12 protein-coding genes are annotated in these 13610 nt (G+C 68.6%); 8 read left to right on the top strand and 4 right to left on the bottom strand.

Translation table 11 applies throughout. The annotated features are described in order from the left end of the window. Positions 1–30: 30 nt before the first annotated feature. From AB0C29_RS00575 to AB0C29_RS00585, 3 genes are all read right to left on the bottom strand, one after another. Positions 31–765, bottom strand: coding sequence for a CBS domain-containing protein (locus tag AB0C29_RS00575; RefSeq protein WP_360813585.1), 735 nt, complete (start codon positions 763–765; stop codon positions 31–33). Between the two features lie 234 nt (positions 766–999). Then, positions 1000–1776 carry a CBS domain-containing protein gene (locus AB0C29_RS00580; RefSeq protein ID WP_360813587.1) on the bottom strand — a complete coding sequence of 259 codons (777 nt, stop codon included), beginning with the start codon at positions 1774–1776 and terminating at the stop codon, positions 1000–1002. Next, complete coding sequence (locus AB0C29_RS00585; protein ID WP_360813589.1) at positions 1773–2057, bottom strand: hypothetical protein; 285 nt, start codon at positions 2055–2057, stop codon at positions 1773–1775. The genes AB0C29_RS00580 and AB0C29_RS00585 overlap by 4 nt, the downstream gene beginning before the upstream one ends. A 299-nt stretch (positions 2058–2356) precedes the next feature. On the opposite strand from AB0C29_RS00585, the gene AB0C29_RS00590 reads away from it, so the two are divergent. Together AB0C29_RS00590 and ygiD are read left to right on the top strand one after the other, a co-directional pair. Then, positions 2357–3601, top strand: coding sequence for a helix-turn-helix domain-containing protein (locus AB0C29_RS00590; RefSeq protein ID WP_360813591.1), 1245 nt, complete (start codon positions 2357–2359; stop codon positions 3599–3601). Between the two features lie 90 nt (positions 3602–3691). After that, positions 3692–4573, top strand: coding sequence for a 4,5-DOPA dioxygenase extradiol (gene ygiD / locus AB0C29_RS00595; RefSeq protein ID WP_360813592.1), 882 nt, complete (start codon positions 3692–3694; stop codon positions 4571–4573). 50 nt (positions 4574–4623) lie between these two features. Here ygiD and AB0C29_RS00600 read toward each other — a convergent pair whose 3' ends face one another. After that, on the bottom strand, positions 4624–5052 hold the full coding sequence (locus AB0C29_RS00600; protein ID WP_360813594.1) for a hypothetical protein: 429 nt from the start codon (positions 5050–5052) through the stop codon (positions 4624–4626). Positions 5053–5093: 41 nt separating this feature from the next. Here AB0C29_RS00600 and AB0C29_RS00605 point away from each other — a divergent pair, with 41 nt between their 5' ends. From AB0C29_RS00605 to AB0C29_RS00630, 6 genes are all read left to right on the top strand, one after another. Next, entirely contained in the window at positions 5094–5681 is a 588-nt protein-coding gene (locus AB0C29_RS00605; protein ID WP_360813596.1) for a DUF2249 domain-containing protein, read from the top strand. Next, positions 5678–6358 carry a helix-turn-helix domain-containing protein gene (locus AB0C29_RS00610; protein WP_360813598.1) on the top strand — a complete coding sequence of 227 codons (681 nt, stop codon included), beginning with the start codon at positions 5678–5680 and terminating at the stop codon, positions 6356–6358. The genes AB0C29_RS00605 and AB0C29_RS00610 overlap by 4 nt, the downstream gene beginning before the upstream one ends. Positions 6359–7002: 644 nt before the next feature. Next, positions 7003–8157 (top strand): CBS domain-containing protein, encoded by a 1155-nt coding sequence (locus AB0C29_RS00615; RefSeq protein ID WP_360813649.1) that lies wholly within the window; start codon positions 7003–7005, stop codon positions 8155–8157. A 399-nt stretch (positions 8158–8556) separates the two neighbouring features. Further along, positions 8557–9687, top strand: coding sequence for a hypothetical protein (locus AB0C29_RS00620; RefSeq protein ID WP_360813600.1), 1131 nt, complete (start codon positions 8557–8559; stop codon positions 9685–9687). 130 nt (positions 9688–9817) lie between these two features. Further along, complete coding sequence (aceE, locus tag AB0C29_RS00625) at positions 9818–12568, top strand: pyruvate dehydrogenase (acetyl-transferring), homodimeric type (protein ID WP_360813602.1); 2751 nt, start codon at positions 9818–9820, stop codon at positions 12566–12568. 333 nt (positions 12569–12901) lie between these two features. Continuing rightward, positions 12902–13462 (top strand): DUF488 domain-containing protein, encoded by a 561-nt coding sequence (locus AB0C29_RS00630; RefSeq protein ID WP_360813604.1) that lies wholly within the window; start codon positions 12902–12904, stop codon positions 13460–13462. The last annotated feature ends 148 nt before the right edge of the window (positions 13463–13610 follow it).

Genomic DNA, 13610 nt, shown 5'->3' on the forward strand with positions numbered 1-13610 from the left:
GGGACGAGCCGATGGTGGATTCAGGTGGGCTCAGGCGTCTTGGTGCTGTCTGCGCCTGCTGCCCCTGGTGAGCCGGATACGGCCGCGCCGACGCTGCTTGCCGGGGTGGAACGGTTCGGCGCTGAACGGGTGGGTGCGGTTGACGGTGGAGCGGACCAGCTCGGCGTCGTCGAAGTCGTACCGGATGTGGTTGTCCACCTTGGTGACGCCGGGCACCGCCGTGACCACGCGGGTGACGATGTCGGCGGTGGAGCGCCGGCCCACCGCGCCGGTGAGCGTCGCCGTGCCCTCGTGGACACGCACCCCGACCTGTTGCGGGTGGATCCACAGCCGGCGGCGCAACTCCGCCTCGATCTCGCGCCGGATCTCCGCGTCGTTCCGCGCGTACGGGCGCAGCAGATCGCCGCGGGACACCACGCCGAGCAGGCGCCCCTGCGGGCCGGTGACCAGCAGTCGGCGGACGTTGCGGCCCTGCATGGTCCTGGCGGCCTGGGTCAGCGACGCGGCTGCGTCGATGGACACTGCCGGGGTGGTCATCAGGTCCCCGGCTTGCAGAGCCGTGGCTCTTCCCTTCGGCCGGCCCCCGCGCGGGTTGTCCCGCTCGCCGTCGGCGACGCCGACGAGCAGGTCGGTCTGGGAGACGACACCGACTACGTCACCCGTCGGGGCGGTCACCGGTACGGCGCTGATGCCCTCGCGATCGAGCAGACTTGCGATCTGACCGACCGGGGTGTCCACCCCCACGGTGATCACTTCGCGTGTCATCACGTCATCGACCTGCCATTGCATCTCGACACCTCCCCGGACTGTCCAGGGCCGGGCGGGCGCCCGTACCGCAGTCCTGTTCAACAGTTGTTGTTTGCTACGTCAATTATCACTGCGAGGGTGGGGGTCCGACTACGGTCAGCGACAGCGATGTATCCGGTCATTGCTTGCCGAGTGTCGGCAACGGGCCGATGCGCGGCTCGATGTCCGCGCTCTCGCCCAGGTCCGTACCGGTCACAGTGTGGTCGTGGTCAGCGGTCGGTTGACCTGGTGCACGTGGGCCGACCGGGCTGGTGGGCGGGCGGTCCGCAAACCGCGGAACGGGCGACGCTCGGTCGTCTGGGGTGCGGTCGTCACCGTGTCGTCGACGTCGAACGTGACCAGGTCGACGACGTCGGTGACGCCCGGGACCGTCGCGGTCAGCCTCGCCACGGCTTCGGCGGTCGTCTTGTGGGCGGTGCGTGCGGTGAGGGTGACAACGCCGTCTTCGACGGTGGCCTGGACCGTCCCGGGCCGGATCTGCGGGGTGCGGCCGACCACCTGCCGTAGCACCTCTTGCCGGATGACGGCGTCCAGGCGGGCGTGGACCTTCAGGAGATCCGATCTGGTGACGATGCCGCGCAGCCTGCTGTCGCGGTCGACGACCAGGAGCCTGCCGACGCTGCGCCGGTACATGACCCGGGCGGCGGCCGGCAACGACGCGTGGGCGCCGATGGTCAGTGCCGGCGCGCTCATCACTTCCACGGCGGTGCCCTGCGGCCATTCCATCAGCGTCGGTAGCCGCCGGCGCCACCACCCGACGGACGATTCGCGGTCCGGTGCGGCGATGTCGACCTTCCGGCGCAGGTCGGTCCAGGAGACCACGCCGATCACAACGTCGAACCGGTCGACGATCGGCACGGCAGTGATCTGCCGTTCGGTCAGCAGGGCGACGATCTCCGCCACCGACGCGTCGTGGGGTGCGGTGATCACCTCGGGGGTCATCACGTCTTGTACTCGCCAGGTCGTCATGCTGCTCCTTCCCTGTTGCCGATGCTCGTGCGGACCCCGCGGTCGTGTGGGTCGGGTGGTGGTGCCTCCCGGTGGCCTGACGCGGCCGGGTCGCCGGCGCGGTGGTAGATCGTCTGAGCGCGGGCGTAGCGACGCAGCAGGTACATGCCGGCCAGCAACGCGACGGCAGCGATCATCAACAACGCGTCGCCGAGACCGCGCGTCAGAAGTAAGGTGACGGCCAGGATGAGGACAGCCGTGATGGCGACGGCCGGTACGAGAGGGAACTTGCGAGCCTGCATGGCGTTTCTTCTCCTTTCGTGCGGAACCCACGGACTTACGGCTGCCGGTAGTTCCGTCGAGGCCCGGGTGCCGCATCCACGCGCTGAGTGGCGGAGGGCTGCCCTGCGGGTTGCCTCCATCATCGCGGCGACGGGCCTGGCCTCGGCAGGGTCATGGTCCACAGATCGAGCGGGTCTAGACTGCCGAGGGTCGGCAACCATGGCTGATGGAGCCCTTGGTTCTGCCGCCCGACCCGCCACAGCGGACGGCTACCGAGCCGACGGGTGCCGTGGCGCCAGTGGCCCGAGGTGAGGCGGACATGACCGACAGTGTTCAGCGGCGCGGCGGGCGCCGGCCCGCGACACCGGCAGCTGGGGACGCGTGGCTTCTCGACGTCGCCGAAGGCGCCAGCCGAGACGCCGGTGGCGTACCGGTGGAGCTGCTCGGCGGCTATCTGCCGCTGCTCGCCGACGCCGCCACGCACGGGCGCCGGGCCAAGCGTCGAGAGCTGGACGCTGTCGGCCTGCTCGGGCGGCGCGCGGCCGAGCAGGGCATCTCCGCGGGGAAGGTGGTGCAGCTGTACCTGTCCGCGGCCCGGCGGCTGTGGCAGGACCTGCCGATGGTGGTGCGTTCCCGCGACCGGGAGGCGGTGCGCGCGGCCGCGACGGCCGTGCTGCAGGTGGTCGACGATGCGGTCGCGACGCTGGCCGAGGGCTATGCGCTCGCACGCCGCGACCTGGTGCGCCGGGAGGAGTCGCTGCGCCGGGAGCTGATCGACGACCTGCTGCGCGGCGACTCCGACCTGGGCACGCTGGTGGAGCGCGCCGAACCGTTCGGACTCGACCTCGCCCGGGTCCACCAGGTGGCACTGGCCGCACCGAGCCGGCGGCTACCCGACGCCGACGCGGCGATCAGCGCCCTGGAAGCGGTCATGTTCGACCGCCTCGGCGACCGGGACGTCCTCGTCGCGACCAAGGACGGCCTGCTTGTCGTGCTGGCACCCGCGGACGCCGGGGCGGCGGGCCGGGCGTCGACCGGGCTGGACGCGAGCAACGAGCTCGGCCGGCTGATGCACGGGGAGTTGAGCCGGCTGCGCCGCGGGCGTCCGTGGCGGGTCGCGGTCGGCCGCGCCCATCCCGGCGTATACGGCATCGCCCGCTCCTACGAGGAGGCCCGCGAGGCACTGACCATGGCCGGCCGGCTGCACACAGACACTCCCGTCATCAATGCCCATGACCTGCTCATCTACCGGGTCCTGCTGCGCGACCAACCCGCCATCGTGGACCTGGTCCAGGCGGTACTCACCCCACTGACGCGAGCTCGCGGGGGTGCCGGGCCGCTGCTCGACACCTTGGAGGCATATTTCGCCACCGGTGCGGTGGCCACCGAATCGGCGAAACGACTGCACGTGTCCGTACGGACCGTCACCTACCGGCTGGCCCGGGTCAAGACGTTGACCGGCTACGACCCGGCTGACCCCGCGCACCGCTTTACCCTGCAGGCCGCGGTGCTCGGCGCCAAGGTCCTCAACTGGCCGCAGGAGCCCCTGCCCACTCCTGCCTGAGCCTTGACAGGCCGTCAAGCATTACGCTGACAACTGCCGGGCAAGCGGCGCCACGCCGTCCGACCGGACCGCGAACGAGGAGGGCCGGACGTGCACGCAGACATCCACAACACCCAGGACGTACTGATGCCCGCCGCGTTCATCGGCCACGGCAACCCGATGAACGCCCTCGAGGTCAACCGCTACACCACCGCATGGAAGGCGTTCGGCGCGGCGACACCCCGCCCTCGCGCCATCCTGGTGATCAGCGCGCACTGGTACATCAACGCCACTGCCGTCACTGCGATGCCCAGACCACGGACGATCCACGATTTCTACGGCTTTCCCCCGGCGCTGTTCGAAGTTCAATATCCGGCGCCCGGGCTGCCCGAGCTCGCCGCCGAGGTCAGTGACATCGTCCACCCGACCTGGGTGGGCGCCGACGCCGACAGCTGGGGCATCGATCACGGCACCTGGTCGGTGCTGGTGCACGCCTTCCCCGACGCGTCGATCCCGGTCGTGCAGCTGAGCATCAACGCCAGCAAGCCCTTGGACTACCACCTCGAGCTGGGCGCGAAGCTCGCCGCGCTGCGGCGGCGCGGAGTACTCATCGTCGCCAGCGGCAACGTTGTGCACAACCTGGGCGGGATGGACTGGAAGCTGACCGACGACGGCTACGACTGGGCTCAGCGCTTCGACGAAGACGCCAAGGTGCGCATGCTGACCAACCCGACCGAGTTCGCGACACTCGACGCCCACCGCGACTTCCGCCACGCGGTACCGACACCGGACCACTTCATTCCCGCGTTGTATCTGGCCGGTCTGGCCTCAGCCACCAAGGAGGCGGACACGTCGGTTCTGGTCGACGGCTACGCCTACGGCTCCTTGTCGATGACGGCGTACACCCTCGGCCTGCCCTGCCCGGACGCCGCCGGCGAAGGCGGATCCCCGCAGCCACCCGCCGACCTACCGCCTGACGGTTCCAACATCTGACCCCACGACCGCCCGAGCGCGATCGTTGAGTCCTGATCCTCATGCTCGAATCAGCCGGCAAGCAGTAGCACACCGGCGGCGAGCAACGCGGGTGCTTTGACGACTTCCAGGGCCACGTACAAGAGGTGAGCGGCGGAACGCTGCTGCGATCGGCCGGCAAGGACCCGCTCGGTGCGGCGACGCAGCTGTGGGCGAACGACCGTCAGCTGCACCGTCAACGCCGTCAGCGCCACCACTGACAGGACCTCGGCCGCCCGGCGATGGTCGCCGGTGGTCATCGCGACGACAACGATGAGGCCCAGCACGACCTCGGCGGCGTTCAGCGCGCGAAAGACAAGCCGTCCAATTGCCAGGCCGATGGGTACGGTCACGCCAGGAGCGCGGAACTTCAGCGGCGTCTCGAGAAACGAGATGGCCAGCACCATGCCGAACCAGACGAATGTCGCCGCGGCCCAGAGCGCCGCTGTCCAGGAGTCCATGGATGGAGTTTATACAGGCGAGAGATGTATAAACTCAAACCATGACCGGGCACACCGTTGACGTCCGTCCGTTGCGCAAGCCCGACAAGCACCCTGCGGCGTTCGACGCGTTCGACGCCTTGCCGGTCGGCGATGCGGTGATCTTGATCAACGGCCACGATCCGCGTCATCTGCGAGAGGAGTTCGCGCGGGAACGCCCCCGCGGCTTCGAGTGGACGTATCTGGAGGACGGCCCGCAAATCTGGCGGATCCAGATCACCAAGCTCGTCGGCACCCCACTGCCGCGGGTGCTCGGCGATGTCACTGCACTCCATGCGGCACCGGACGCCGCCGGCGCGATCTGGAAGCTGCAGATGAGCGAACGCGACCTCGACTCCAACATCATTCAGCTGCCCCCGTACGGGAACATCGAACCGCATGCCGGGCCGGATCTCGACGTCCTGGTCGTGGTCCTCGAAGGTTCGGGCGCACTGACGACCGAACTCGACGATTTCGATCTCACCGGCGGTCAGCTCGTCTGGCTGCCCCGGGCCTCCCGCAGGAGCATCACCGCCGGCCCGGCGGGCCTGCGGTACCTGACCGTGCACCGGCGCCGTCGTGCCCTTGTCATCGGCGCAGTGACGACATGAGCGGTGATCCACCGAGTACCTTCACGAAGATGAGCGGGGCCAGGGACGCCATGCCGTCGGCGGGGCGACGCCATGAGGTGCTGCGCCTGCTCAGATCCTCACAACGAGCACTGAGCATCGGCGAACTCGCCCGGCAGCTGGAGGTACACCCGAACACAGTCCGCTTGCACCTCGAGAGTCTCACGGACGCCGGTCAGGTCGAGCGCGTGCAGGCCGAGCGGTCCGGTCCAGGCCGGCCTCCGCTGATGTTCCGGGCGTCCCGCCGGATGGATCCGGCCGGTCCCCGCAACTATCGGTTCCTGGTCGAGATGCTGATCGCTGAGCTGCACGCCGCGCGGAATCCCGCGGCACGAGCAGTCGAGATCGGCCGGCGCTGGGCTGTGCGCGACGTCGAACCACCTGCCGGCCCGTTGACTGCTGTCGAAGCGACGTCCTGGCTGATCGGGCTACTCGACCGGATCGGCTTCGCGCCTGAGCCTGGAGCCGGAGCCGGGCAGATCGATCTTCGCAATTGTCCTTTCCTCGAGACCGTCCAGCCGCACGATCAGCTGGTGTGCGACTTGCATCTCGGCTTCATGCAGGGCGCTGTCAATCGTGCCGGCGCGGTGTCTGTGGATGAGCTCATCCCGTTCGCCGAACCCGATGTCTGCCGAATCCTGCTCAGCCCACGGAGCTGACACCATCAGGGGCGCACAGGCGGTGGCCGTCGATGCACCGGAAGACGTCCGGTGCGCAGTCCGGCCATATGAGCAAACGCCGGAGCCGGCCGACCGCGGCGGTGATGGTCATACACGCGGGGCGCATCGTCAGATCCGGATATTCGTAGCGGGCCCGGTTCTTGCCAAGCCGTTGCGTGGCACCGGAGAGCGCGACCTCAAACGTTGAGAGCGAGGGCTGACCACGCAGTCCGCCCGCACCGACAACCTGACCCGGTTGCCGACGAACGGCAGAATTAGGACGGCCATTGCTGTATCCGGTGCGCATGTTCGCGTGATCCATGTCGCGTCATCATGGGACCAAGCGTCGGACCTGATCGATCGCTAGTGCAGTACCGGTGAGCACGCCGAGACATCGAACGCCAGGATGCCCATCCGTCGGCCTTTCCCCCGCGAGTCCGGAGGGGGTGCATCGTTGTCAGCGCGTTGTGATGTACCGCCCTTGGCTGTGACGTACCGGTGCGCGAGGCGAGTCCGAACAGGTCCGACGCTCCTCCCGCCGCGCCCCGTGAGCCATGGCCTCTCCTCGGGGAAGCCGGCGCCGTCGGTACGGCCGGTCACCCCTGCCGTGCCTTCCCGAACCGACCATGGCACGCCCATCCGTGATGGTGTCCGGCTCAGGCCATAACTCGCGGGGCCCCGAAACTACCCACGGGCAGGTCACCTACGCCCCGCGACGCCATCGGTTGCGTCAGCCATTGTTGCCGACAGTCGGCAGTCTAGACCCGCCGTGTCTGTGCACCATGACCCTGCCGAAGCCAGGTCCGCTGAGACGACGATGGAAACCGGACACCGGTCCCGCCGGCCCGCATGCAGAAACCTATGCGTGCTCGCGACGAACTCGTCAACCCATCACCGACGACACCATTCACGTCACGCCAACGAATTTGTCGCCGATGGGTGCGCCGCCGCGCATCCCGCACGATCGTCGGCGACAGGGGAGGAGCAGCATGACGACCTGGCGAGTACGCGATGTGATGACCCCCGAGGTGATCACCGCACCCGACGACGCGTCGGTGGCGGAGATCGTCGCCGTGCTCACCGACCGAAAGATCAGCGCCGTGCCGATCGTCGACAGGTTCGATGTGGTGCTCGGCGTGGTCTCCTGGACTGACCTGCGCAAGAAGATCGACATCGCGGCGCCGGAGGACAAGCTGCACGTCAGTTGGTGGCGCCGGTGGGCGTCACCGTCGGTGCAGTGGCCGGAGGGCACCGCCGCGGAGGTGATGAGCGGACCGGCGCTGACCATCGGCGCCGACGCGCCGCTGCCGGCAGCCGCCCGCACGATGTACCGCAGCGAAGTCGGCCGATTGCTGGTCGTCGACGGCGACAACCGCCTGCGAGGCATCGTCACCCGGTCGGACCTGCTGAAGGTCCACGCCCGGCTCGACGCCGTCATCCGAGACGAGGTGTTGCACCAGGTCCTTGGTCGCACGCTGACAATCCCGCCCGGGGTTGTCCAGGCCACTGTCGACGACGGTGTCGTCACCCTCACCGGGCATACCGCGCGCAAGACGACCGCCGTCGCCGCCGCCCGGCTGACCGAAACGGTCCCGGGCGTCACCGACGTCGTCGATCAGCTCACCTTCGAGCTCGACGACACTGTCACAGCTGCTCTCGCACGTCAGTCGGTCGAACACGATCCCCTGCTCGGCTGGCGGATCGGGCGTTTTCCCACCTGGTCAGCCGAACCGGCCTCCAGGGACCGCGTCACCGACCACGACGTACAGCCCGCGACCACAGCGGCGGCACCGCGATGATCAGGCAGCCAGGTGACCTGCCACCAGCGACGGTGCCGTCGCGCCCGCAGGGCGAACGTCCTGGCCGGATCGTCGACCGGCACGACCGGGAAACGGATGTGTCCCGACTGCCGCCGGACACCGACGATGACCTCGGTGGATTCACCGGTGACATCGTCGACGAATGGGGCCGGCAGTCATTTCCAGCCAGCGACCCGCCAGGCAACTGGTGACGACGTCACCGGCGCCGAGCCCGAGCAAGGGCGACTGTGCGGGTTCAGCAGCCGGCGGGGATGGCGCACGCGGGTCCAGCCTGGAACGCCCCGGCTAACGGCGGTCCAGTAGCGCAGAACGCAGGTAGTGCCTCAGATGTGCGATCGGCTCACGGGAGTGCCGTGCGATTTTCGACGAGAGGTTTGGATGGACATCATCAACACGCAGGACCTGCTCCGTCTGACCGACCGGCGCGGCGGCACACGGATCTCCCTCTTCCTGCCAACCCACCGCGGTGGTCCTCAAACCGAGCGCAACCGCATCCGGCTGAAGAACCAGCTCCGGTACGCGCACCACGCGCTGCGCACCGACGGTATGCCGACAGGGCAGATCGACGCGATGCTCGAACCGGGATATCGGCTTCTCGACCTGGTCGGGCTGTGGGAGCAGCCCAGCGATGGCCTGGCCGTGTTCCTCGGACCGGACGGTCCCTGTCACCTGCGGGTTCCGCTGCGGTTGCCCGAACTGGTAACCGTCGGCGACAGATTCGTGGTGCGACCTCTGCTGCCGCTGCTGAACGCCGGCGGCCACTTCTACGTCCTGGCCCTCAGCCAGGACGAGATCAGGCTGTTCCACGGCACCCGGGTCGGCCTCGACCAGGTCCAGCTCGACGGGCTCCCGCTGGCGATGTGGCTGACCATGCCACGCCGGCAGCCACAGGTGCACGCGTTCGTCGCCGACCGCGGCGGCACCGGCGGCCGAGCAATGTTCCACGGCGGCACCGACTACGACGCCAAGCCGCTGATATCGCAGCACTTCCGACGTGTTGACCATGCCCTGCGCGAGCTGCTCGCCGACGACCAAGCCCCGGTTGTCCTCGCCGGTGTGCGCTACCTGCAGGCTATCTACCACCAGGCCAACACCCATCCCCAGCTCCTGCCCACCGGCATCGACGGCAGCCCAACCTACGCGAGCCCTGATCAACTTCACCGTCGGGCCTGGGCGCTCGTCGAACCCCTCCTGCGCGGTCACGAGACCGCCGCCGCCGCCAGATACCGCGCACTGCAGGGAACCGGAGGCACCAGCAACACACCGGAGGAGGCCTTCGCGGCCGCGCGCCAGGGACGGGTCGAGACACTGTTCCTCTGCACCAACACCCCCGAATGGCGCACCCGCGCGGACCGCGAGCCGCTGGTACTGCTCGCGGACGAACCCACCCCGAGCGATCAACTCGACCTCGCCGCCGTAGCGACCCTGCGCCACGCCGGCACCGTCTACGCCGTGCCCGCCGCACGCATGCCCGACGCCAACCCAGTAGCCGCGATCCTGCGCTACTGACCGCAGGCCTGACCCGGCCGGCCGGACGATGTGTTCCGGACGCTGGAGGCTTTCCGGCGTGCGCGATTCCCTATTCCGATCAGGCAATCAATACAACGCCACGCCACCACTCCTGAGAAGAGCCCACGCCATGACCGCAGAAACCCACCGGCACCAGCTGATCAGCGGCGGGCTGCCCAGCCAACTGCTCGACCTGGACCCCGCCGAGACCCTGGAATGGCGCGAGTCCCTCGACGCGGTCGTAGAGCACGCTGGAACGAATCGCGCCCGGTATCTGATGGTGAGTCTGCTGCGGCGGGCCCGTGAACAGCACGTCGGCGTGCCAGAGCTGCACAGCAGTGACTACCTCAACACCATCCCGCCCGCACTGGAGCCGACGTTCCCTGGCGACGAAGACCTTGAGCGACGCATTCGCGCTTACATCAGGTGGAACGCCGCGATCATGGTGCACCGGGCGCAGCGACCCGGGATCGGAGTCGGCGGGCACATCTCCACCTACGCCTCCGCCGCGTCGCTGTACGAGGTCGGGTTCAACCACTTCTTCCGCGGCCACGCCGCTGACGGCGGTGGCGATCAGATCTACTTCCAGGGCCACGCCTCCCCGGGCATCTACGCACGAGCCTTCCTCGAAGGCCGACTGACCGAACACCAGCTCGACGGGTTCCGCCAGGAACTGTCGCATCCCGGCGGCGGCCTGCCGTCCTACCCGCACCCCCGGCTGATGCCCGGCTTCTGGCAGTTCCCGACCGTCTCGATGGGCCTCGGCGCGATCAACGCCATCTATCAGGCTCGGTTCAACCGCTACCTGCACCACCGCGGTATCACCGACACCAGCCGGCAGCGGGTGTGGGCGTTCCTCGGCGACGGCGAGATGGACGAGATCGAAGCGCTCGGCGCGATCGGCGTGGCGGCCCGCGAGAACCTCGACAACCTCACCTTCGTCATCAACTGCAACCTGCAGCGCCTCGACGGCCCGGTCCGCGGCAACGGCAAGATCATCCAGGAGCTGGAGGCATTCTTCCGCGGCGCCGGGTGGAACGTCATCAAGGTGGTCTGGGGCCGGCAGTGGGACCCGCTGCTCGCCGCGGACAGCGACGGTGCGCTGGTCAACCTGATGAACGTCACCCCGGACGGCGACTACCAGACTTACAAAGCCGAATCCGGGGCGTTCGTACGGGAGCACTTCTTCGGCCGCGACCCACGCACCGCCGCCATGGTCGCGGACATGTCCGACGACCAGATCTGGGGACTCACCCGCGGCGGCCACGACTACCGCAAGCTCTACGCGGCGTACCAGGCCGCCGTGACGCACACCGGTCAGCCGACCGTGATCCTGGCCAAGACCATCAAGGGATGGACACTCGGGTCGCACTTCGAGGGCCGCAACGCCACCCACCAGATGAAGAAACTCACCCTTGACGACCTCAAGGGCTTCCGGGACCGGCTGCACCTCGACATCCCCGACGCGGCACTCGACGAGACGCTACCGCCCTACTACCGCCCGTCCGACGGTTCGCCGGAGCTGGAGTACCTGCACGAGCGCCGCCGTGCCCTGGGCGGCTATCTGCCGGACCGCCCTACGCCAAGCCTGCGGCTCGCCCTGCCCGGCGCCGCCGCGTACGCGGTCGCCGCCCGCGGCTCCGGCCGGCAACAGGTCGCCACCACCATGGCGTTCGTCCGGCTGCTCAAGGACCTGATGAAGGACCCGCACATCGGCCACCGATTCGTGCCGATCATCCCGGACGAGGCCCGCACCTTCGGCCTGGACGCCCTGTTCCCCTCCAAGAAGATCTACTCCCCGCACGGACAGCACTACCTGTCCGTGGACCGGGAACTCCTGCTCAGCTACCAGGAAGACACCAAGGGCGTCCTGCTCCACGAGGGCATCACCGAAGCCGGCGCCACCGCGTCCTGGACCGCCGCCGGCACCTCCTACGCCACCCACGCAGAACCCATGATCCCGATCTACATCTTCTACTCCATGTTCGGGTTCCAACGCACCGGCGACGGCCTGTGGGCGGCCGCCGACCAGATGACCCGTGGCTTCCTGCTCGGCGCCACCGCCGGCCGGACCACCCTCAACGGCGAAGGCCTGCAACACCAAGACGGCCACTCGCTGCTGCTGGCCGCCACCAACCCCGCCTGCGTCGCCTACGACGCCGCGTTCGCCTTCGAACTCGGCCACATCGTCCGCGACGGCCTGCGCCGCATGTACGGCGAGACCCGCAACGGTGAGGACGCGAACGTCTTCTACTACCTGACCCTCTACAACGAACCCATCACCCAGCCCGGCCAGCCGGCCGACACCGACGTCGACGGCATCCTCGCCGGCATGCACCGCTACAGCTCCGCTGAGCCAGCGGACGGCCCGCGAGCGCAGATCCTGGCCTCCGGTATCGCCGTGCAGTGGGCGCTGCAGGCGCAACGGCTGCTCCGCGACGACTGGGGCGTCGCCGCCGACGTCTGGTCGGTGACCTCCTGGACCGAACTGCGCCGCGAAGCCCTCGCCGCCGACGCCTGGAACCTCAGCCATCCCGACCAGCCGCGCAGGATCCCGTACGTCACGCGCCGGCTGACTGCTGCGCCGGGACCGGTCACCGCCGTGTCCGACTGGATGCGAGCCGTCCCCGACCAGATCGCACCGTTCGTGCCCGGCACCTGGTCCTCCCTGGGCACCGACGGCTTCGGGCACTCCGACACCCGCGGGGCACTACGCCGCCACTTCCACGTCGACGCACCTTCCATCGTGCTGCGGGTACTCACCCAACTCGCCGACCGCGGAGAAATCGACGAAACCTCGCCCACCAAGGCGATCGAGCTCTACCGGCTGAATGACATCAGCGCGGTCGCCCCGGGCAACACCGAGGGCTCCGCTGAGTAAGGAGAAGACCGGGCTACCTGTGATCTATCGGGCGTATCACCACGGTGAGAGACCTCGGGCCAGCCCGGTGGCGACGACGCCGGTATGCAGCGCCGCGACGGAGGAGCCGAATCCGCCAAACTCTCACGGCGTGCCGGGCGAACAGGTGGTTCCAGGGAGGCCCAACGGCCTCGCGCTTAAGCTCGAGCGTCCCGGGTCGGCGGACAACGAGGCGGAACCCGAATCTTGGGTCGACGCGGCCCGCACTGGTGCGGCGACGTGCCTACCCGTCGGTAAGGCGTGGGCTGACGAAGCATGGTCACTACGGGGGATGGTGGGAAGGAGAAGCCTGGCATGCTGCTCACGGTCGGTCACGGCAGCCTGAGTCGCCAAAGCCTGGGCCAGCTACTGACCGGCGCGGGGGTTCGCGTGCTGGTGGACGTACGGCGATTCCCCGGAAGCCGGACCAATCCGGATGCGCGTCACGACGAGTTGTCCCGCTGGCTACCGGAGCTCGGCATCGACTACCGGTGGGAACAGCGGCTTGGCGGCCGGCGCAACCTGCCTGCCGGTGAGACGAGTCTGGATCCGTGGTGGACCGTGCGCGCCTTTCGCGCCTACGCGGCCCACACCCGCACGCTCGAGTTCACGGCGGCCCTGACCGACGTCGTGACGAAGACAACTTCGACTCGTGTGGCGATCATGTGCGCGGAAACCCTGTGGTGGCGCTGCCACCGGCGGCTGATCGCCGACGTCGTAGTGATGACCCGCTCCTGCGCGGTCCGGCACATGATGCCGGACGGACGCCTATCCGACCATCACGTCGCCGCGGGCGCACGATTGGATGGCAACGGGGTGGTGCTGTGGGACCGAGACGAGTCGACGGGTGAGACAACGACAAATCCGCGTACGTGAGCCGGCAAGCCCACCACGGTGACGCTCAGAGACGCGAACTGGACATTGGCCACTTTCCCTTGCGACCTGCAGCCAACTCAACTCGTATGGTGCGACTGCCAGGTGTATCGCCCGGTTCCTGGCGAAGCGCAGCGGAATGCGGGCACGG

The organism is Actinoplanes sp. NPDC048791 (assembly GCF_040650095.1).
Classification (GTDB): Bacteria; Actinomycetota; Actinomycetes; order Mycobacteriales; family Micromonosporaceae; genus Actinoplanes.